The sequence below is a fragment of the Mesorhizobium sp. M0870 genome, from assembly GCF_040319775.1.
GTDB lineage: Bacteria > Pseudomonadota > Alphaproteobacteria > Rhizobiales > Rhizobiaceae > Mesorhizobium.
The window spans coordinates 80043-98331 of the sequence record NZ_JAMYOI010000005.1; the positions used below are offsets into that span (position 1 = coordinate 80043).

General features: G+C 62.0%; 21 protein-coding genes. 17 read left to right on the plus strand and 4 right to left on the minus strand.

Annotation, left to right across the window (positions count from 1 at the left end; translation table 11 throughout):
- Positions 1-10 precede the first annotated feature (10 nt).
- Both NKH97_RS08100 and NKH97_RS08105 read right to left on the minus strand, forming a co-directional pair.
- Positions 11-961 (minus strand): hypothetical protein, encoded by a 951-nt coding sequence (locus NKH97_RS08100; RefSeq protein WP_352796031.1) that lies wholly within the window; start codon positions 959-961, stop codon positions 11-13.
- An 84-nt stretch (positions 962-1045) separates the two neighbouring features.
- Positions 1046-2104: a CapA family protein gene (locus NKH97_RS08105; RefSeq protein WP_023809780.1), complete on the minus strand. Its 1059-nt coding sequence runs from the start codon at positions 2102-2104 to the stop codon at positions 1046-1048.
- Between the two features lie 106 nt (positions 2105-2210).
- Here NKH97_RS08105 and NKH97_RS08110 point away from each other — a divergent pair, with 106 nt between their 5' ends.
- The 10 genes from NKH97_RS08110 to NKH97_RS08155 all read left to right on the plus strand — a co-directional run bounded on the left by NKH97_RS08110 (position 2211) and on the right by NKH97_RS08155 (position 12693).
- Positions 2211-3473: a hypothetical protein gene (locus NKH97_RS08110; protein WP_023809781.1), complete on the plus strand. Its 1263-nt coding sequence runs from the start codon at positions 2211-2213 to the stop codon at positions 3471-3473.
- A gap of 35 nt (positions 3474-3508) precedes the next feature.
- Positions 3509-3763: a hypothetical protein gene (locus NKH97_RS08115; RefSeq protein WP_155930561.1), complete on the plus strand. Its 255-nt coding sequence runs from the start codon at positions 3509-3511 to the stop codon at positions 3761-3763.
- Positions 3764-3908: 145 nt separating this feature from the next.
- Positions 3909-5531, plus strand: coding sequence for a DUF2778 domain-containing protein (locus tag NKH97_RS08120; RefSeq protein ID WP_023809782.1), 1623 nt, complete (start codon positions 3909-3911; stop codon positions 5529-5531).
- A gap of 128 nt (positions 5532-5659) precedes the next feature.
- A complete protein-coding gene (gene uvrB / locus NKH97_RS08125) occupies positions 5660-8830 on the plus strand; it encodes an excinuclease ABC subunit UvrB (protein WP_023809783.1) in 3171 nt (1056 codons plus the stop codon).
- 63 nt (positions 8831-8893) lie between these two features.
- Entirely contained in the window at positions 8894-9202 is a 309-nt protein-coding gene (locus NKH97_RS08130; protein ID WP_023809784.1) for a hypothetical protein, read from the plus strand.
- Between the two features lie 136 nt (positions 9203-9338).
- Positions 9339-9926, plus strand: coding sequence for a hypothetical protein (locus NKH97_RS08135; RefSeq protein WP_081734780.1), 588 nt, complete (start codon positions 9339-9341; stop codon positions 9924-9926).
- Between the two features lie 252 nt (positions 9927-10178).
- Positions 10179-11705 carry an ABC-F family ATP-binding cassette domain-containing protein gene (locus tag NKH97_RS08140; RefSeq protein WP_352796035.1) on the plus strand — a complete coding sequence of 509 codons (1527 nt, stop codon included), beginning with the start codon at positions 10179-10181 and terminating at the stop codon, positions 11703-11705.
- A 78-nt stretch (positions 11706-11783) separates the two neighbouring features.
- Positions 11784-12062 (plus strand): type II toxin-antitoxin system RelE/ParE family toxin, encoded by a 279-nt coding sequence (locus NKH97_RS08145; protein ID WP_023809788.1) that lies wholly within the window; start codon positions 11784-11786, stop codon positions 12060-12062.
- Between the two features lie 27 nt (positions 12063-12089).
- Positions 12090-12398, plus strand: a complete 309-nt coding sequence (locus NKH97_RS08150; RefSeq protein WP_023809789.1) for a HigA family addiction module antitoxin — start codon at positions 12090-12092, stop codon at positions 12396-12398.
- 136 nt (positions 12399-12534) lie between these two features.
- On the plus strand, positions 12535-12693 hold the full coding sequence (locus NKH97_RS08155) for a hypothetical protein (protein WP_023809790.1): 159 nt from the start codon (positions 12535-12537) through the stop codon (positions 12691-12693).
- A 16-nt stretch (positions 12694-12709) separates the two neighbouring features.
- Here the strand turns inward: NKH97_RS08155 and NKH97_RS08160 are convergent, their stop codons facing one another.
- Positions 12710-13324: a glutathione S-transferase family protein gene (locus NKH97_RS08160; protein WP_023809791.1), complete on the minus strand. Its 615-nt coding sequence runs from the start codon at positions 13322-13324 to the stop codon at positions 12710-12712.
- Between the two features lie 237 nt (positions 13325-13561).
- Between NKH97_RS08160 and NKH97_RS08165 the strand changes: the two genes are divergently transcribed.
- Positions 13562-13990 carry a VOC family protein gene (locus tag NKH97_RS08165; RefSeq protein WP_023809793.1) on the plus strand — a complete coding sequence of 143 codons (429 nt, stop codon included), beginning with the start codon at positions 13562-13564 and terminating at the stop codon, positions 13988-13990.
- 75 nt (positions 13991-14065) lie between these two features.
- Positions 14066-14419 (plus strand): DUF1428 domain-containing protein, encoded by a 354-nt coding sequence (locus NKH97_RS08170; protein ID WP_023809794.1) that lies wholly within the window; start codon positions 14066-14068, stop codon positions 14417-14419.
- Between the two features lie 144 nt (positions 14420-14563).
- Here NKH97_RS08170 and NKH97_RS08175 read toward each other — a convergent pair whose 3' ends face one another.
- Positions 14564-16186: a tetratricopeptide repeat-containing sulfotransferase family protein gene (locus NKH97_RS08175; protein WP_352796039.1), complete on the minus strand. Its 1623-nt coding sequence runs from the start codon at positions 16184-16186 to the stop codon at positions 14564-14566.
- Between the two features lie 94 nt (positions 16187-16280).
- Between NKH97_RS08175 and NKH97_RS08180 the strand changes: the two genes are divergently transcribed.
- The 5 genes from NKH97_RS08180 to NKH97_RS08200 all read left to right on the plus strand — a co-directional run bounded on the left by NKH97_RS08180 (position 16281) and on the right by NKH97_RS08200 (position 17986).
- Positions 16281-16691 (plus strand): hypothetical protein, encoded by a 411-nt coding sequence (locus NKH97_RS08180; protein ID WP_155930562.1) that lies wholly within the window; start codon positions 16281-16283, stop codon positions 16689-16691.
- A gap of 219 nt (positions 16692-16910) precedes the next feature.
- Complete coding sequence (locus tag NKH97_RS08185) at positions 16911-17117, plus strand: cold-shock protein (protein ID WP_023809797.1); 207 nt, start codon at positions 16911-16913, stop codon at positions 17115-17117.
- A gap of 144 nt (positions 17118-17261) precedes the next feature.
- Complete coding sequence (locus tag NKH97_RS08190) at positions 17262-17531, plus strand: hypothetical protein (RefSeq protein WP_023809798.1); 270 nt, start codon at positions 17262-17264, stop codon at positions 17529-17531.
- On the plus strand, positions 17528-17809 hold the full coding sequence (locus tag NKH97_RS08195; protein ID WP_023809799.1) for a hypothetical protein: 282 nt from the start codon (positions 17528-17530) through the stop codon (positions 17807-17809). The genes NKH97_RS08190 and NKH97_RS08195 overlap by 4 nt, the downstream gene beginning before the upstream one ends.
- 39 nt (positions 17810-17848) lie before the next feature.
- The gene (locus NKH97_RS08200; RefSeq protein ID WP_023809800.1) at positions 17849-17986 is read left to right on the plus strand and encodes a hypothetical protein; all 138 of its coding nucleotides are present in this window, start codon (positions 17849-17851) and stop codon (positions 17984-17986) included.
- Positions 17987-18289 lie beyond the last annotated feature (303 nt).

An 18289-nucleotide genomic window follows, 5' to 3' on the forward strand; every position in this document is an offset into this window, starting at 1 on the left:
CGAGGCCCAACTAATCGATCTCGTCCTTCGCGCCGATCTTGCGCACAAGTGCCGCCGTCGCCAGCATCGCGCCGATGTCCGATATCATCGGCGCGACATGCGTGGTGTAATCGAGCGGCACCGAAATATCCGGCAGCTCGAAGAAGTTCTTCGTCTGCGGCAGCAGCAGGAACCCATCGCTGCCATTGAGCGCGACACGGGCCGGATCGTCCGGCCAGGTTTCGCCAAGCCATTTCAGCGCCTGCGCCAGCCGGCCGCTCACCAGTGGCTGTGCCGCCCCGAGATTGTCGGTGCGGAACTCGTACGCGGCGTCGAGCGCCACGTCGCCACTGGACAGCTCCTGCAGCTTGCTGGCGAATATGCCGCGAAAGAAACTGATGACCGCGTTGGTCCGGCGCGTCGCCACCAATATGCCGGGGAACGGCGCGATGGTCTCGAAGGCGACGATGACGCCCTGAAAGGCCGTCGACGAGCCTTTGCCCGACCCTTCCCGCAGATGCGCCTCGTAGAGCTCGAACGGAAACCCTTCGTAGCGGCCCGCGACGATGTCGTCGAACGCCTGCCGGTTGAACGGACCAACCGCCGTGCGCGGCAACCGGTCGAATGAATTCGGCGTCACGCCATGCTGGTAGCGCATGTCGGCGATGAAGCCGAAGATGATCGGCAACAGCGTCTCGCGGAACGATTGCTGCAGCCGCGTCGCCGGTTTCCTGGCCTGGAAATAGAGCAGGATCGAAGCCGCGAAGCCGATGACATACAGGAACACATGCGGCGTCGAGACCCATTGCTCGTTGGGGTCGGCGACCTTGTTGAACAGCCAGGCGACCAGCACCACGGCCACCAGCACCAGGCCGACGAACACCGGCACCCGCCAGCGCACCTGCCTGACCGCCGACGCCCTCGCCGCTTCATAGGCCGCGATGTCTTTCCGGATGCCGGCGATGACCGTTTCGCTCGGCATGAAATCCGCTGTTTCCACCGCTATCCCCCGCAATCCTGCCTCTGCGGGAGCATGATAGTCGGTTTTGCAGGGGCCGCCAGACGTTTAAGCGGGTACGCCTTGATCGGTTGGTGGAGAAGGGAAGATCGCTTTCAGTCGCCCCTCGACCTTGTCACGCACTCGGCCCTCCAAAGCCTCCACCAACACCAGCCGCTCATGGTCGCCGGCGCGCAGGCGCATGAAGGGATGCAGCCGGTAAGACGCGATCGTCCCGCGCGTACCGGCATCGGCACTGACATCGACAGTGAGGATAGAACCGATGCGACCCGGCCATGGCTGGCGGGCGAAGGCGGTGCCGAGGAAATCGCCAAGTCCATAAGCGACCACCGTCTTGTCGATCCTTTCCACCGGCTGCACGACATGGGCGTGATGGCCGGCGATCAGTCCGACGCCCTGCCCGGCCAGCCGCCTGGCCAGCGCCCGCGTCTCGGCACGCGGAAAATGCCGGAACTCCCAGTCCCAATGCGGCACGGCGCAGAGAAGATCCAAGCCAGCGCGCGGCCAGCCCGTCGGATCGCTGTCCATCGAAACGCGCCCCGCAAACAGTTTTTCATCGGCGTTGCGCCACAGCGTGAATGCGGCGAAGCCGATATCAAGCGGTCCGACCTGGACAGGCACCACCGGGCCATTGGCGGCCAGGCCGACCGTGCGGATGCCGAGCCGCTGCAACGCCGCCACCGTCTCGTCGAAACCGGCGACGCCCTGATCCAGCACATGGTTGTTGGCCAGCGACAGCACGAGCCTTTCTCGCGCAATACCAACCGCCGCCAGCGCCTCGGCCAGAAACAACTCGCTCATCGCATGATGCGTGCCGAGCCTTGTGCCCAGCGCCGCGCTTGGTCTGTCCACCACGGGGCTTTCGCAATTGCCGATCACCAGATCGGCAGCGCCGAGCAGCGCCTTGATCGCCGGATCGCAATCCGGCGCGCTGCGGTTGGCCACCGCCGAGATGTCCCCGACAAAGGCAAGCCGCATTGTCTGCCTCGGCGGCGGATCCATAAGCGTCCCAGCCATCAGCGCAAAGTCTTGCACATCGCCGGCCAGAGACGGCTTCAAGAAACGCGGCAGCCAGGACAGTTTGTAGGAAAACGGATAATTCGACACGCGATGCCCAATTGTTTGCCCTGTGTAGACCGTCCGGCGGGCGGGTTGAAGCGCAGCGCTGCAAATGGTGTATATCTGCGCTGCGCGACAAATATTGGGGGAAAAGATGACACGACTGGCAGGCCTGCTGACCGCTTTCATTTTGCTCCTGCCGCTGTCTTCCGCGTCGGCGGCAATGCCCGAAGCGGCTACCCGACTGTTCGAGGCGAAGAGCGTGGCCGCGCGCGACGCTGCCCTGTCGATGCTGGAGGCCGCCGCGCCAAACGACCCGGCATCCGCCTATGCGGCCGGGGCGGGCGAGTTCTTTACCGCATTGGAGATCCTGGCCACCGGCCTGCACCGCCATGGTTTCGAAAGCCCGCAGTCCTTCATGCTGCCACTGATGCGGTTGCCGGTGCCCGACAATCCCAATCCCGAGCCGCTGACTTACGAGCAGTTCCGCGCCATCCTGGTCGGCTTCCGCGACCGGCTGGAAAAATCCGCGGCGACGTTTGCGTCGGTGCCGGCGAACGCCGATATCGGCATGGCGATCGATCTCACCCGTGCGGGCATAGACCTCAACGAGGACGGCACCATCGCTCCGGACGAGAGCATGGCGGCGATCATCGCCGCGTTGTCCCGTGGCGGCATTACATCGGACGACGCCGTCCCCACGCTCACCTTCCGTTTCGACCGCGCCGACGGGTACTGGCTGCAGGGCTATGCCGAGTTCCTGATGGCCCAGGCCGATTTCTGGCTGGCGCATGATTTCAGGAGCACCTTCGACGGCTCGTTCCACATGCTGTTCCCGCGCGCCAAGCTGCCGTTGCAGGATATTCTGGTGCCGCCGGCCGGCGACATGGGCTCGAGCATCTTCTCGTCGGAATGGCGCATCGCCGATTTCATCTCGATGGTGCATCTCATCAACTGGCCGGTGGTCGAACCGGAGCGCCGGCAAGCGGCGCGCCGCCACCTGCTGGAAATGATCCGGCTGTCGCGCGAGGACTGGAAGGCGATCCGCGCCGAGACCGACAATGACCGCGAATGGCTGCCTGGACCGCAGCAGAAGGGCGAGAACCCGCTCACCGGCCTCGAAGTCGGCGAGGAGCAGGTTCAGGCCTGGCTCGCCGCCCTGACCATGGCCGAAGATCTCCTGGAGGGCCGCAAGTTGCTGCCGCATTTCCGCGTCACCGCCGGCACGGGCCTTGGCATCAACATGAAGCGCTTCTTCGATGACCCGAAAAACTTCGATCTGGTGCTGTCGATCACCGGCCCGGCCATCGCGCCCTACCTCGAAAGCGGCGAGCTCGTCACCAGCAGCGATTTCGACCAGATCCAGCGCCAGTTCGGCGGCGGCGGGTTTCTGACCTTTGCGCTCTGGTTCAACTGAGGGCGGGATGTTGAGGCTCTTCCGCAGGGGAAATCTTGGCAAGACCGGCAACATTTTTACTGGAAACAGGCGCCTTTCCCAAGCGATGTCTGCTGGCAGTCACCTCACTGCAGATGCCGCGCGAAGGCGCTTCGCAAAAATTAGCAGCGGCTGTTTTGCTTGACTCGGCCGCCAAAAACAGGCAGCAAAACCAGGTCGGAAGGGCGACAACACCACTTTCCTGGCCGTGGACGAAGGCTGATTTGGCCAAAATCCACATCTCGTCGTTGGTTTTGAGAGGAATTGATTAACCAACTTTGTCCATATTTTGAAGCAATTGGCAACCAACTACAGACGCGGCAAACGCGTCGGGGACCACCTGGGATCACTCACAGAATGGTCGTCGCGGCTCTCAAGGCCACGTACGGGGAAACCGATTGAAGCGAGATTGGTTGCATGGCGTTGTTGAGTACACATAAAAAAAACCGGGGACAGCGTGAGGGCGGCGAGTTCGTCGATGCTCCGCGTTCCTCTTCCTTCAACGCTGGCCGGGTGGCCCGCTGGGTCGCACTGCCCTGCGTCAGCACTGCCATCGGCCTTTGGCTGATCGGCACCATGGCCGGCCTCAGTTCCGTCGGCGCCTCGCTGTCGGCGACTTCGGTTGGCCTGCCCCAGACGCTGTCCATGCCGGGATCGCTCGCATTTACCGATCCGCTGAAACAGCACTTCTTGAAAGCACCCTTCGTGCTGGCCAATGCCAATGGCGGCACTCAGGCCCTGCATGATCATTCGGTGCAGTGCGGTGCCAGCTGTTTCAAGCTGGCCAGGGTAAGCTCACGGGCGGAAAAGTCCGAACGCCTTGTAGCGCAGGCAAAGCCGATGCCAGCCGCCGTGAAGTCGAAGGCGCAGGAGCGCTTCGAACGCATGGAAGCGTCGCTTTCGCCGATGAAGCTGGCCGCTGCCTTTGCCGACGCCGGAAAGCCTGCCGCCACTGCCAACACGCGCCCGGTGATCTCCACCGTCGCACCGCGAATTGCCGAGGCGTCGCTGGTGCCGTCCGTCCAGGTCACGGCCAGCCTGTCCGATAACATGCCAGTTCCGGCGGCCGAACGTTTCGCCCGGCTGGATACCGGCTCGGTGGTCGTGCAGACCGCACCGCAGCCGATGGGCTTTGCCCAATCTGATACGCCAGACAATTCGCAGTTGGCACTTGCCCTCGTGCAGTCGCTGCCGGTCGACGCCGGGGCGTTTGCCTCACCGCTGCCGATCGAGGAATCGTCAGCCGATGTCGCGGTTTCCCCCGTCGAAACCCAGCAGGATCAACCCGGTGATGCCGCCTCGCTGCCGGACGCGCTGACCAACGACGTGCCGTTGCCGACCCGCCGCCCGCAATTCGACCCGCCGCAGCCCAAAATCGTCCAGCAGCAGCCTAAGCCCGTTCAGCAGCCCAAATCTGTTCAGCAGCTCAAGCCCGCCCAGCAATCGAAGCCGGCACGCGAGACGGTCCAGCAGGCCCAGCCGGCGAAACCGACGCGGCAAGGCCGGCCAGCCGATGGCGGCGATGTGCTGGCCTATGCTAAGCCCGACACGCCTTCGGGCGGCCTTGGCAAGGCGTTCAGAAATCTGTTCAACTCGCCGGGATCCAGAAGCGGAGCCGGAAATGGCGTCGCCGTCTACGATATCAGCGCCGGCACCGTCTACATGCCTGACGGCTCAAGGCTCGAGGCTCATTCTGGCATCGGCGCCATGACGGACCAGCCGCGTTATGCCGACCAGAAGAACCGCGGACCGACACCGCCCAACACCTACAATCTGTCGCTGCGCGAGACGCGCTTCCACGGAGTGGAGGCCTTGCGCCTGACACCGGCCGATGGCCGCAACAAATACAATCGCGACGGCTTTCTGGCCCATACCTACCTGCTTCGAGGCCGCTACGGCCAGTCGAGCGGTTGCGTCGCCTTCAAGGACTATGCGCGCTTCCTCGCCGCCTACAAGAAGGGCAAGATCAAACGCCTTGTCGTGGTGCCGCGCCTGAACGGGTCGGCGACGCAGGTCGCATCAGCCGCCAGGGGCGTGTAGCGACAAGAGGCTTTCGGCCGCACCTTCCCGCCTGCTCCTGACAGCCTGCTGTCAGGAGCAGCGCTGTTCGGCACGCCTCTCCCCACCGCGCTCTTTCCATTTTGGCCAGGAAATCCCATATTCGGGACATGGCCAAATCCCCCGATAAGAAAACGCCGCCGACGGCGAACGACGACCGCGCCGCGCCGAAGCGGCGCAGCCCGCTGACCGATTTCCTCGACGCCTCCGAGCCGCTGCACAAAGGCGGTTTCGCCGAGATGCCGCAGCCGGAGCTCTCTGGCACGCCGCTGACCGGTTCGATCGCGGATTGGGCCGAGCAGATCGAGCAGGAAGCCGAAAACGAAGGACGTCTTGTCGGCAAGGGCGACGGCGGCAAATCGCCGAAGCCGTCGAAGAAGATACCCGAGCGCTCAAGCTCGCCGGGACGCAGTTCGCGCGGCACCTCGATGGGTGGCGCGGCGTCAGCCAGGGAGCGCACGGCAGCCGGCCTCAACCCGGTCGCCGGTCTCGACATCTCGCTGGAAGACGCCGAGACGATGGCCTCGGGCAGCGTCACCGCTACCGTCGCCGCGCTGTCGGCGCTGATCGAATCCGGCAATCCGCTGCACAAGGACGGCGTGCTGTGGACGCCGCACCGCCCTGCCCGCCCCGAAAAATCCGAAGGCGGCATTGCCATCAAGATGGTTTCGGATTTCGAGCCGGCCGGCGATCAGCCGACCGCGATCAAGGATCTGGTCGAAGGCGTCGACAACAACGACCGGACCCAAGTGCTGCTCGGCGTCACCGGCTCCGGAAAAACCTTCACCATGGCCAAGGTGATCGAGGAGACGCAGCGCCCTGCCTTGATCCTGGCGCCGAACAAGACGCTGGCGGCGCAGCTCTATTCCGAGTTCAAGAAATTCTTCCCGGAAAACGCCGTCGAGTATTTCGTCTCCTACTACGACTACTACCAGCCGGAAGCCTACGTCCCGCGCACCGACACCTTCATCGAGAAGGAATCCTCGATCAACGAGCAGATCGACCGCATGCGCCATTCGGCGACGCGTTCGCTGCTCGAGCGTGACGACGTCATCATCGTCGCCTCGGTGTCCTGCATCTACGGTATCGGCTCGGTCGAGACCTATACGGCGATGACCTTCCAGATGCAGATCGGCGATCGGCTCGACCAGCGCGCGCTGCTCGCCGATCTCGTCGCCCAGCAGTACAAACGGCAGGACATCAATTTCGTTCGCGGCTCGTTCCGCGTGCGCGGCGACACGATCGAGATCTTCCCGGCCCACTTGGAGGATCGCGCCTGGCGCATTTCAATGTTCGGCGACGAGATCGAGCAGATCACCGAATTCGACCCGCTGACCGGCCAGAAGACCGGCGAGCTGAAAAGCGTCAAGATCTACGCCAATTCGCACTATGTGACGCCGCGCCCGACGCTGAACCAGGCGATCAAGTCGATCAAGGAAGAGCTCAAGCACCGGCTGGTCGAACTCGAGCGCGCAGGCCGCCTGCTCGAGGCGCAGCGGCTGGAACAGCGCTGCCGCTTCGACCTCGAGATGCTGGAAGCCACCGGTTCCTGCGCCGGCATCGAGAACTATTCGCGCTATCTCACCGGCCGCCAGCCGGGTGATCCGCCGCCGACGCTGTTCGAGTACATTCCCGACAACGCGCTGGTCTTCATCGATGAAAGCCATGTCACCGTGCCGCAGATCGGCGGCATGTATCGCGGCGACTTTCGCCGCAAGGCGACACTGGCCGAATACGGCTTCCGTCTGCCGTCCTGCATGGACAACCGGCCGCTGCGCTTCGAGGAATGGGATGCCATGCGTCCGCTTTCGGTCGCCGTCTCGGCGACCCCTGGCGGCTGGGAAATGGAGCAGGCCGGCGGCGTCTTCGCCGAACAGGTCATCCGCCCGACCGGCCTGATCGATCCGCCGGTCGAGGTTCGCCCGGCCAAGACCCAGGTCGACGATGTCGTTGGCGAAATCCGCGACACCACCAAGGCCGGCTACCGCACGCTGGTCACGGTGCTGACCAAGCGCATGGCCGAGGATTTGACCGAATATCTGCATGAGCAAGGCATCCGCGTCCGCTACATGCACTCCGACATCGACACGCTGGAGCGCATCGAGATCCTGCGCGATCTGCGCCTCGGCGCCTTCGACGTGCTGGTCGGCATCAACCTGCTGCGCGAAGGCCTCGACATTCCCGAATGCGGCTTCGTCGCCATTCTCGACGCCGACAAGGAAGGGTTTCTGCGCTCGGAAACCTCGCTGATCCAGACCATCGGCCGCGCCGCCAGAAACGTCGACGGCAAGGTCATCCTGTATGCCGACCAAGTCACCGGCTCGATGGAGCGGGCGATGGCCGAGACCAACCGCCGCCGCGAAAAGCAGGTGGAATGGAACGAGGCCAACGGCATCACCCCGGAATCGGTCAAGTCGCGCATCTCCGACATTCTGGATTCGGTCTACGAGAAGGACCACGTCCGCGCCGACATTTCGCAGTTCACCGACAATGCCGGCGCCATGATGGGCAACAACCTCAAGGCCCATCTCGACGCGATGGAAAAGCAGATGCGCGATGCCGCGGCCAATCTCGACTTCGAGAAGGCGGCTCGTATCCGCGACGAGATCAAGCGTCTGCGAGAGATGGAACTGTCCATCTCCGAAGACCCACTGGCCAAATACGCCGATATGGAAAGTCCTGCCTCAGGTCGCGAAAAGGGCAAGCACAACAAGGGCGTGGCCAAACATCGGACAGCAGAGGAACAGGAGCGTTTCCGCAAGTTCGACGAAGCCCGTGCCGCCGAAGAGGCGGCCAAGGCTGCGCGGCCCAACCTCTTCCGCAAGCCTGATCTCGACGAGATGGGCGCCGATGGCGCCGTACCAGTGAAAAAACCGCTGTTTTCGAAACCCTCGATCGACGACATGGGTCCGGGCACCGACATGCCGACGCCGGCCGGCGCGGTGTCGCGCTCGTTGTTCAAGAAACAGTCGGCCGAAGAGGCGCATGGCTCCGATTTCGGCATTCCCGGCGAGCCGGTCAAGCCGCTGTTCAAGAAGAACTCGCTTGATGAGATGACCGTGCGGCGCACGGAAAAGCCGGTCGAGGGAAAAGTGCCGGCAAAGCCACAGCCGATCTCCCCCCAAGTGGGGGAGATGTCCGGCAGGACAGAGGGGGGCACAAAGGAACGCGACGGCAAACCAATCGTTCGCCAGCGCGCCGGCATCGGCTCGTATGAAGACGCGGGAGATGCCCGCCGCGAAAAGCGTCGGCCGGGAAAGACAGGTAGGCCGGGGCGGTAGGAAGCTGCAGCATCGAGCCTGCGATCGGTTGCGGATTTCAGATGCCGCCGCTTAGAATAGGTGATGGTCGTCGTTCGCAGACTTGATGAAGAGGAGTTCAAGGCTTGCTTTGCCGAGCCGATGACGAATATCACCGCGACGGCGAATGCTGTCGTAGACATATGGCCCTATGTCGACGCGCTAAATCTGGACGAAGTCGGCGTGCCCTATTTGAACGACGTCCACTATGTTTACCGGGACGTTCAAAACCGGTTTGATCAAGTTTTGATTGGCACCGGCAGGTTCAACGCCCTGCTTGTGATCGTTGTCGATCTCGGCAGAAGCGCGGTGTTCGGCATTTCCTACTCGATCTCAACAAAGAATATGGACTAAGCGGCGGTTACTTGAGACCTGTCTGATCCGGCCCTTTGACCTGTGAAGCTCAATCAATCAGCTGGGTAGCACAATGGTCAGGGCAGGCGGAATATGCTCCCTGCGACGGGATATCCAGCCAACCAAGGTTTGATCGATGCGACAGCGAGGCAAACTCCATATTCTCCCCCTAATCTTAGGTAGCAAAGACACGCCTTTGCGGGCCGGAGCTGATCTCGGTCCGGTCGAGAAACACCTTGGCTTTCCTAAATGGTTGTATGTCTATCAGGATCAGCCGTGCGGCTTTCTTCTGGGTTATGGCGATCTGGAAATCGACATTTTGACCAGGCGCAATCGAGCACGCGTCCATCGCATCAGCATCAAACTTTGGGACATGCCTGATGTCCCCAAGCCTTTGCCTTTGAAATGGAGCGGCAACAGCCAAATCGATCTCGATGGCTTTAGCCCGGCAATGACGATTTCGGCCGCCAGGACGCTCCTCGCAGGTCTAGGACTGCATGCCGAGGAATATAAGGTGGAAAGCGTATCTGAAACTGTCCGCCGGCTCGTGCTCCCCCACGCCGAGCTTCATTTCTTCAAGGGACCGGAAGAACCGATCCTGATGGAGTTTCACTTCCTGACACCGCAGGAAATCCAGGGAAATAAGGGGGACTGGGTAATCCGCCGCGAGACTAAGGCCGGCCTGCAGAGGACACACTTGCCAGCGGCCCCACCTTTGGTGTAGCCAGTCCACACACTCGAACGTTTTGAAAGGAGGGCTCACGTGTTTACGTTTCATCGTCACCATCGTCAGCGTGGCCCGATTTCTGCCCTGCGAGCTTGCTTGCAGGGCTGACCAGGGACGGTCCGGGTTTTCCCGCTTCGATTTTTTGGTCTGCCCTTCGTGGTTTTGCAACGCCGAGCCTGATGGCCAGCCTGCGCACCGTCAAAGTGCATTGAACCGGACTTTTCCTCCGGCAAGACCAGAGAAATCAAAATGGCCCTGATCAGCCTCAAATCCCTCGGCGTCACCATGAGTGCGCCGCTGTTTGCCAATCTCGACCTCACCATCGGCTCCGGCGACCGGCTCGGCATTGTCGCCGCCAATGGCCGCGGCAAGTCGACCTTGCTGAAATGCCTGACCGGCGAGATGGAGCCGACCTCCGGTGACATCACCCGCACGCGCGGCCTGCGCGTCGGTCATGTCGAGCAATCCGTTGCCCCGGCCCTTCTCACCCGCAGCTTCCATCAGGTAGTGGCCGACGTCTTGCCGCCCGAGCAGGCTGAAAGCGAGCTGTGGCGCGTCGACGTGGTTCTCGATTCACTCGATGTGCCGGAGCCCATGCGCGAGCGGCCAATGCAGGCGCTGAGCGGCGGCTGGCAGAGACTGGCGCTGATCGCCCGCGTCTGGGTGACAGATCCGGACGTGCTGCTGCTCGACGAACCGACCAACCATCTCGATCTGGCCCGCATCAGCCAGCTCGAAACTTGGCTGAACACGCTGCCGCGCGAAGTGCCGGTCGTCATCGCCAGCCACGACCGGGCCTTCCTCGACGCCACCACCAACCGGACGCTGTTCCTGCGCCCTGAACAGTCGCCGGTGTTTGCTCTGCCCTACTCCCGCGCCAGACAGGCGCTCGACGACGTCGATGCTTCGATGGAGCGCAAGTTCCAGCGCGACATGAAGGTGGCGCAGCAATTGCGCCGACAGGCGGCCAAGCTCAACAACATCGGCATCAATTCGGGCAGCGATCTGCTGACGGTCAAGACCAAGCAACTCAACCAGCGGGCCGAAAAACTAGAGGAAGCGGCGAACCCGGCGCATCGCGAGAAGTCGGCGGGTGCCATAAAACTGGCCAATCGCGGCACTCACGCCAAAGTGCTGATCACGCTCGACGACGCGGCTGTCGAAACACCCGACGGCACACTGCTGTTTCAGACCGGCAGGCGCCATATCTGCCAGGGCGACCGCATCGTGCTGCTCGGCCGCAATGGCGTCGGCAAGTCGCGCTTCGTCACCTTGATCCGCAATGCCATCATCGAACCGGACACGTTGCGGAATGTGAAGGTGACGCCGTCGACCGTGCTCGGCTACAGCGACCAGGCGCTGTCCGGCATCAGCGGCGACGACACGCCGCTGGCGATGGTCTCGCGCCGCTACGATGTCGGCGAGCAGCGCGCACGGTCCTTGCTGGCCGGCGCCGGCGTGGTCATCGAGATGCAGGAGAAAAAGATCGGCGTGCTGTCCGGCGGCCAGAAGGCGCGGCTGATGATGCTGGCCCTCAGGCTCGCCGATCCCAACTTCTATCTGCTCGACGAGCCGACCAACCATCTCGACATCGACGGCCAGGAAGCGCTGGAAGCGGAACTGCTGGCACATCAGGCAAGCTGCGTGCTCGCCTCGCACGACCGCTCCTTCATCCGCGCCATCGGCAACCGCTTCTGGCTGATCGAGAAGCGGAAGCTCACCGAAGTCGAAGACCCGGAGGATTTCTTCCGCTCGGTGGTTGAAACGGCAGGATGAGGCCAACGGAGTCGACTGGCATGTAAATTATTTGCTTACAGACCTTGTTTTTTGTAAGCAATCTGTTTACATATACCGATGATCAAGTCCTTCAAGAACAAGGCGCTGTCGGACCTCTTTCAAACTGGAAAGACCGGCAAGATCGACGCCAAGATGCACAAGCGCATTCTTGTCCGGCTTGACCGCCTGGAAGCTTCGGAGAAGCCGGAGGAAATGAACCTTCCCGGCTTCGATTTCCACCCGCTGAAAGGCTTCGATCCAATCCGCTACACGGTCCACGTCAACGGCCCGTGGTGCATCACATTCGAGTTCGACGGCAAGGATGCCGCCCGCGTCGATTTCGAGCAATATCACTGAGGCGGCCAGACTGGAGAAGTTCGACTTATGACCGTGCACGAGCCGACGCGTCCTATTGAGCGTTGTCCCTCCCACCCAGGAGCGCTGCTTGAGGACATTATCCCGGCAACTGGCAAGACCAAGGTGGAAATTGCAAATCTGCTCGGGATCTCCCGGCAGCATCTCTATGACATCATCCGCGAAAAGAAGCCGGTTTCACCGGCTGTGGCCGCTCGCCTTGGCAAGCTGTTCGGCGACGGAGCCGCGATCTGGCTTCGAATGCAGGCGGCTTTCGATGCCTGGCACGCAGAGCGTGAGGTTGATGTTTCAGCGATCCCTACGCTCAGGGTTGCGTAGGTCCGTACGGCAGCATTCGAATAGACCATCAGACGCCACGATAAAAAAATTTCGACGGTCTGTCGGATAGCCTCAGCCAGCCCCGTCCTTGGGATGCCGACACGATGATGCCGGCGCCAACCCAGGGAGAATTATCATGTCGGTTCTTTCATCCATCGGTCGCATCGCAACCCGGTATGCGGCAGCGCGCGCTCGTCACCGCAGCGAGCGCATCCTGCTTTCACTGCCTGCCTCGCTGCGCAAGGATATCGGTTTTCCGGACGTCTTCGACGCGCAGAACGGCCGCCGCCCCTGACCTCGCGAGGCGCCAGTCAGTCATGCGTATCGCCTGAAAGCGGTGTCGCCTGCATCGATACGCGTTTTTCGAAAGCCTCGAACCAGTGCGTCAGCCGCGCCCGCGAGCGAAAAGGCGGCAGGTGTCGGAACGCCATCCAGGACAGCGTGGTGGCCAAGGCGATGTGGCCGACATGGAGCGGTGCCTCGTCGTCCAGCGTACTTTCGATCCAGTCGTAGCTCGCCTCGATCTTTTCCCGGTATCCGTCGGCGAGAGCGCTATAACGCAGCTGTTCGGGTCTTCTTTCCGTCTCCCAGCGCAAAGCGATGCCTGTCTGCGCGAGGCCCTGGGCGACCGACTGCAGCCGCAACGCCTGCCAGCGCGCTTCGCCATCTTGCGGCAGCAGCTTGCGGCCGTCATGCAGCGTGTCGAGATAGGCGCAGATGACATCGGAGTCGAAGATCGGCGACGCGTCGGGCCGCAGCAGCACCGGTACTTTGCCGAGGGGATTTTCGGCGTAGACGCGAGCATTGTGCAAGGTCGGACTGGTCTCGTGATGAATGACCTCGAGCCGATCGGCAATGCCGGCCTCATGAGCGAAAACGAGCGCTTTGCGCGCAAAGGGTGAATGGGTCTGATAGTAGAGGATCATTGTCATCTCGGGGCTGAAGCGGCGTTCGCGTGATCCATCTGTTCTAGCCCGCGAGCAGCGAGAATTGCGCTCTGATTGGGGGCCGCCGACGCAAGTTCGTTTCACGTCTCTCGTTCAGCTGCCGGCTGCCTGGCCAGTCCAGGGCCGGTCGGCCAAAAAAATCTCCCGGCCATGTAGGATCGCCGCCGCCTCATCCGTCCTTTGGCTCGCAACGCCAAACGCAAAGAGGAACAACAAATGACTGACCAGACCCCCGTTCAGCCCGCGGCCAAAGTGCTCGGCGGATTGACCCCCTATCTGCAGTTGGATGGCGCCTTCAAGGCTGCCGAATTCTACAAGAAGGCCTTCGGCGCGGAGCAGGTCTTTGCCTATCCGGCGGACGAAAAAGGCCGCACCATGCACATTCACCTCTACATCAACGGCTCGACGCTCATGCTCTCCGATTTCTATCCGGAAAACGGAATGCCCGCCGTCAAGCCGCAGGGTTACACAATGCAGCTTCACCTCGGCAGCGACGATATCGAAGCCTGGTGGAAGCGCGCCGTCGATGCCGGCTGCGAAGTCGCCGTGCCGCTCCAGGTCATGTTCTGGGGTGATCAATGGGGCAATATGCGCGACCCGTTCGGCGTCGAATGGGCGATGAACGCGCCGGTGAAGAAAGCCTGATCTGCCGCCGATGGCCCGAGCCCCTCACCGGCCAGCGCCGGTGAGGCCCCGTGAACTTCCAGGAGGAGATCCAAAATGTCCTATGTCGATGGTTTCGTACTTGCCGTATCCAAGGCAAAACTCGATGACTACAAGAAGCTGGCCAACCTCGCAGGGCCTATCTGGAGGGAACATGGCGCGCTCGCCTATGTCGAATGCATCGGCGACGACGTGCCCTATGGCGAGGTCACGTCCTTCCCGCGTGCCGTGCAGGCCAAGGACGACGAGATCGTCGTCTTCGCCTGGGCCGTCTATGAGTCGCGGGAGAGCCGCGATGCCGTCATGGCCAAGGTGATGGCCGACCCGCGCTTGAAGGCCGATTGGGCGGACATGCCGTTCGACGGCAAGCGCATGATCTTCGGTGGCTTCAAGCCATTCATTGAGCTTTGAGCAGCCGGTAGCGATTAGAAGAAGCCTCAGCTTCGTCATCCTAGGGCGAAGCAGGAGCGAAGCTCCGTCGCGAAGCCCCTAGGATGACGACGCGGGTGCTTAGGCCAATCTCTAAGGCCACGCGATCAGCTAGATAGCGTTGCACTAATCCAGCTTGTCCAGCAACGGCTTGAGCCGGTCTCCATAGCGCTTCCACAGATCGACCGACCCCTGATACATCGGCTGGCGCACCTGTGCGGCTGAAGCCGTGCGAACCGGTCGGTCGGTTTCGTGGAACGATAGTGCCGCATCGTCCCAAGGCAGGCCGAGATGAGCGATCAATGCCCGCGTCTGTCCGTCCTGGTCGGCGACAAAATCCTCGTAGCGTACATCATGCACGACGCCCGGCAGCACCGTGTGCCAATGCTTCATGATGTCGGTGTAGAGATTGTGGAAGTCGGCGAGCTCGCCGAGATCGTAGCCATAGCGATGGCTGTCGCCGCGGAAATGCACCTTGTAGATCGACAGGCAGGTGGCCGCTGCATCGCGCGCGCAGTGGATGATCCTGGCCTTCGGCATCATCATGTGGATGAAGCCGACAAGCAGGAAGTTGCCTGGCATTTTGTCGGTGACGTGACGCATGTTCGTATAGCGGGCATGCAGCATGTCGAGATAGGCTTGGCCTGCCTCGGCAAAATCCGCATCGCCGGTATCCGATACGCCCCATGGGAAGCCACCCGGCATGGTCGCCGGGAACTGCCTGCCGACCGCCTTCTTCAAGATGCTGAGCTCGCCTGCGCCATAGACCTGCGGATGGCTGGCAATGATCTGCTCGACCAGCGTCGTGCCCGAACGCGGCATGCCGACGACGAAGATCGGCGTGTCGTCGCTGATTGAGCTGGGCCTGTGCTTCTCGAAGAAGCCGGCATCGAAGGTGGCCTTCATCGCCTCGAACTCGGCCCGCGTCCTGGCCTGATCGTAGTCGATGCCTTTGCGGCGGATCGCATTGCCTTCGGCGAAATAGTCGAAGGCCCGGCCATAATCGCTGAGATCGTCATTCGCCTTGCCGAGTCCGAAAGACAGCTGCATGCGTGCCAGGCTGTCCTGCGGCGCCTTGGCATGCTGGGCCTCCATGCCCCCAAGCTCGCTGTCGCGCTCCTTCTGGCGCTTGACCTGCGTCAGCATCAGCCAGGCTGTGGCCATGGCGGGATTGATCGCCAACGCCTGCCGGAACAGGTCGGCCGCCTCGTCAAGCTTGCCCTTTTCCATCAACCCGACGCCGAGCCCGTGCAGCAGGTCGGCATCCTTGGGCCGGATCGTCAGCGCTTCGCGGAAGACGGCGAGCGCCTCATCCAGCCGCCCGGCTTCCTGCAGGGTTTCGGCAAGCCCGATGCGGGCGCGCACATGAAATGGGTTGCGTGCAACCGTGCCGCGATAAATCTCTTCGGCCTCTTCGAACTGGCCGACCTGCTTCAGCGATGAGCCTAGATTGTCGCGCGCCGCGAGCTGGTCCGGCCGCAGATCCACCGCCCCGCGGAAGAAATCGATGGCCGCAGCAGGGCGGCCGAGGTCGCGCATCACCGTCCCGAAATTGTTGAGGAAATCGGGATTCGTCGGCTGCAGGCTCACCGACCGTTCGATGAGATCCAGCCCTTCTTCGCTGCGCCCGGTCTGGTGCAGCAGCAGTCCCAGGAAATGCGCGGCGGCGGCGTGCTTGGGCTGACGCGCCAGCACCTGCCGGTAGATCGTCTCAGCCTCTTGCCGGCGCCCGGCCTGATGCAGTTGCAACGCCTGCTGCACATACTGGTCGAGGCCCAGCGGGGGCTGTCCGCCTGCGCCAGACCTGGCTCCCGCACCCGCCGCTCGTCTTTGATCTCTGTTGATGGGAAACCTGCCGTGTTTTGTCCGCCTGTGGCGATCTAAGCCATCGGCGCCGCAGGTTCAAGGCTTCGCCTGCTGTCTCGTCCTTTCGTCGGTGCGGAAAGATCAAATCAGGCGATTGGTCTCGGCAACCTGCCTGGCACGCCGGACCGTTCCATCGGTGTCGGCGATCCTTCGCTTTGCCGCCTCGTCACTTCTGACAGTCAGCCGCGGCGACAGGACAACCATCGGCTTTGCCATTACCGGCTTTGCGACCGGCGTGATCGTTACGGGGGTGCCTATTGGCGTCTTTACGGACATCACGAGGTCTCCTTCTTCAATTCACAAGAAAAATGAAAATACCGGGAGAATTATTCCCGCTAAGCTTCAAACAGTTTTTGAATTGTATGAATTTGTATCATCATTTTTCTGATAGTTACAGCGCGCAATTTTTTGAATGAAACCCAATTTTATTTTAAAACGCCTTGATTAAATTACAACAAAGGCCTATTTGTACAGGATCGCTTTGGGCCAGAATTGGCATCTCGCGGCGTCAGAGGTTCTCGACCCGCCAATCTCATTCCAAATCATCGATACCGGGCGCGCGGCATATTCGCTCCGCGCGACCATTCTCATTCTTCGAAAGACCGACATGAACACCGGAACCGTGAAGTTCTACAATGGCCAGAAGGGCTTCGGCTTCATTCAGCCGACCGATGGCGGCAAGGACGTCTTTGTCCATGTCAGCGCACTGGAGCGCGCCGGCTTCCCCGGCCTCGCCGAAGGCCAGAAGCTGCAGTTCGAGTTGGAGCGTGACACCAAGGGCCGCGAGTCGGCCGCCAATTTGCAATTGATCTGATCCGGCCGAATTCGATGAACGCTGACCACGGATGTACTGGCAGCTCTCGAAAGCGGCTTATTTCCAGCGACTGCCGGAAATAGGAACGCGGGGCTCGTCCCCGCTTTTTTGTTTTCAGGACCGCTGCTTTGCATAGGTAAGACAATGCCGGACCGCACCACCCACTCCATCGCGCACTTCACCGCACCTTTCGTGCTCGGCGGACTGGAAGGGCAGCTGCCGGCCGGCGACTACGACATCGACCACGACGAAGAGCTGATCGAGGGCATGTCGCGGCTTGCCTGGCGCCGCGTCGCCACTTTCATCCATCTGCCGGCAAGGGCAGCGAAAAACCCGCCCACCAGCCAGCTTGTCGCCATCGATTACCTCGAACTCGAAACAGCGCTGAAGCGCGACAGGGAGAATGCAGCATGATCCGTTTCCAGCAGAATGCGCGCCCGCGCACCGACACGCCCGCGCACCAGTTTTCGATCGGTCAGACCGTGCGCATGAAGAGCCGCACCGGCCTCGTCCAGAAGACCGCCGAACTGTTCCAGATCAAGAGCAGGCTGCCGGTCAAGGATGGTTCGCCGCAATACCGCATCCGCAGCGAGCAGGAGACCTATGAGCGGGTCACCACCGAAGACAATCTCGAACCGGCAGATCCGGTTGTTGCCGGCAACCCCGTTGTTGCCAGCAACCCGCTCATCTGAGACCTCACCGCCAAGCCAACACTGAAGTAGGAGCACGACATGTCCAAAGGTCAACAGCGAAGCAACCGCGAGACACGCAAGCCGAAGAAGGACAAGGTCGTGGCAAAGCCCGCCTCCCCGTTCGGCTCCTCGGTCAAGCAGGCGGAGAGCAACCTGAAGCCGAAGTCGAAGGGCTGACAAACTGGAGGGCGCGCCTCGTGCGTCCTCTCCGTCGTCCCTCTGTGGGGGACGAATTGACTGAACAGGCCCGCGCAATGCTCTGCCACGGAGGCGCGCTTGAATTTCGTCATCGAGTTCTACCGGTCGCGCGACGCCGACGAAGCCACTCTCGACAAGGTATCACTGGAGGCGCCGAACCTGCGCGCCGCTGCAGGGCGCCACCGCGCTGTTCCACACGCTGGCCATGCCGCAAATCCCCGATCGCCTGCGCATCTGCGACGACAATGGCTGCGAGCTTTACGCCGGCCCGGCCGACGGCGC

What these genes read in the sequence shown, in the direction of transcription:
- NKH97_RS08100 (WP_352796031.1), bottom strand. Translation starts at nt 961, where the DNA reads ATGCCGAGCGAAACGGTCATCGCCGGCATCCGGAAAGACATCGCGGCC.
- NKH97_RS08170 (WP_023809794.1), top strand. Translation starts at nt 14,066, where the DNA reads ATGTCCTATGTCGATGGTTTCGTACTTGCCGTATCCAAGGCAAAACTC.
- NKH97_RS08155 (WP_023809790.1), top strand. Translation starts at nt 12,535, where the DNA reads ATGTCGGTTCTTTCATCCATCGGTCGCATCGCAACCCGGTATGCGGCA.
- NKH97_RS08150 (WP_023809789.1), top strand. Translation starts at nt 12,090, where the DNA reads ATGACCGTGCACGAGCCGACGCGTCCTATTGAGCGTTGTCCCTCCCAC.
- NKH97_RS08165 (WP_023809793.1), top strand. Translation starts at nt 13,562, where the DNA reads ATGACTGACCAGACCCCCGTTCAGCCCGCGGCCAAAGTGCTCGGCGGA.
- NKH97_RS08110 (WP_023809781.1), top strand. Translation starts at nt 2,211, where the DNA reads ATGACACGACTGGCAGGCCTGCTGACCGCTTTCATTTTGCTCCTGCCG.
- NKH97_RS08145 (WP_023809788.1), top strand. Translation starts at nt 11,784, where the DNA reads ATGATCAAGTCCTTCAAGAACAAGGCGCTGTCGGACCTCTTTCAAACT.
- NKH97_RS08120 (WP_023809782.1), top strand. Translation starts at nt 3,909, where the DNA reads ATGGCGTTGTTGAGTACACATAAAAAAAACCGGGGACAGCGTGAGGGC.
- NKH97_RS08200 (WP_023809800.1), top strand. Translation starts at nt 17,849, where the DNA reads ATGTCCAAAGGTCAACAGCGAAGCAACCGCGAGACACGCAAGCCGAAG.
- NKH97_RS08190 (WP_023809798.1), top strand. Translation starts at nt 17,262, where the DNA reads ATGCCGGACCGCACCACCCACTCCATCGCGCACTTCACCGCACCTTTC.
- uvrB (WP_023809783.1), top strand. Translation starts at nt 5,660, where the DNA reads ATGGCCAAATCCCCCGATAAGAAAACGCCGCCGACGGCGAACGACGAC.
- NKH97_RS08160 (WP_023809791.1), bottom strand. Translation starts at nt 13,324, where the DNA reads ATGATCCTCTACTATCAGACCCATTCACCCTTTGCGCGCAAAGCGCTC.
- NKH97_RS08130 (WP_023809784.1), top strand. Translation starts at nt 8,894, where the DNA reads ATGGTCGTCGTTCGCAGACTTGATGAAGAGGAGTTCAAGGCTTGCTTT.
- NKH97_RS08185 (WP_023809797.1), top strand. Translation starts at nt 16,911, where the DNA reads ATGAACACCGGAACCGTGAAGTTCTACAATGGCCAGAAGGGCTTCGGC.
- NKH97_RS08180 (WP_155930562.1), top strand. Translation starts at nt 16,281, where the DNA reads ATGGGAAACCTGCCGTGTTTTGTCCGCCTGTGGCGATCTAAGCCATCG.
- NKH97_RS08195 (WP_023809799.1), top strand. Translation starts at nt 17,528, where the DNA reads ATGATCCGTTTCCAGCAGAATGCGCGCCCGCGCACCGACACGCCCGCG.
- NKH97_RS08140 (WP_352796035.1), top strand. Translation starts at nt 10,179, where the DNA reads ATGGCCCTGATCAGCCTCAAATCCCTCGGCGTCACCATGAGTGCGCCG.
- NKH97_RS08135 (WP_081734780.1), top strand. Translation starts at nt 9,339, where the DNA reads ATGCGACAGCGAGGCAAACTCCATATTCTCCCCCTAATCTTAGGTAGC.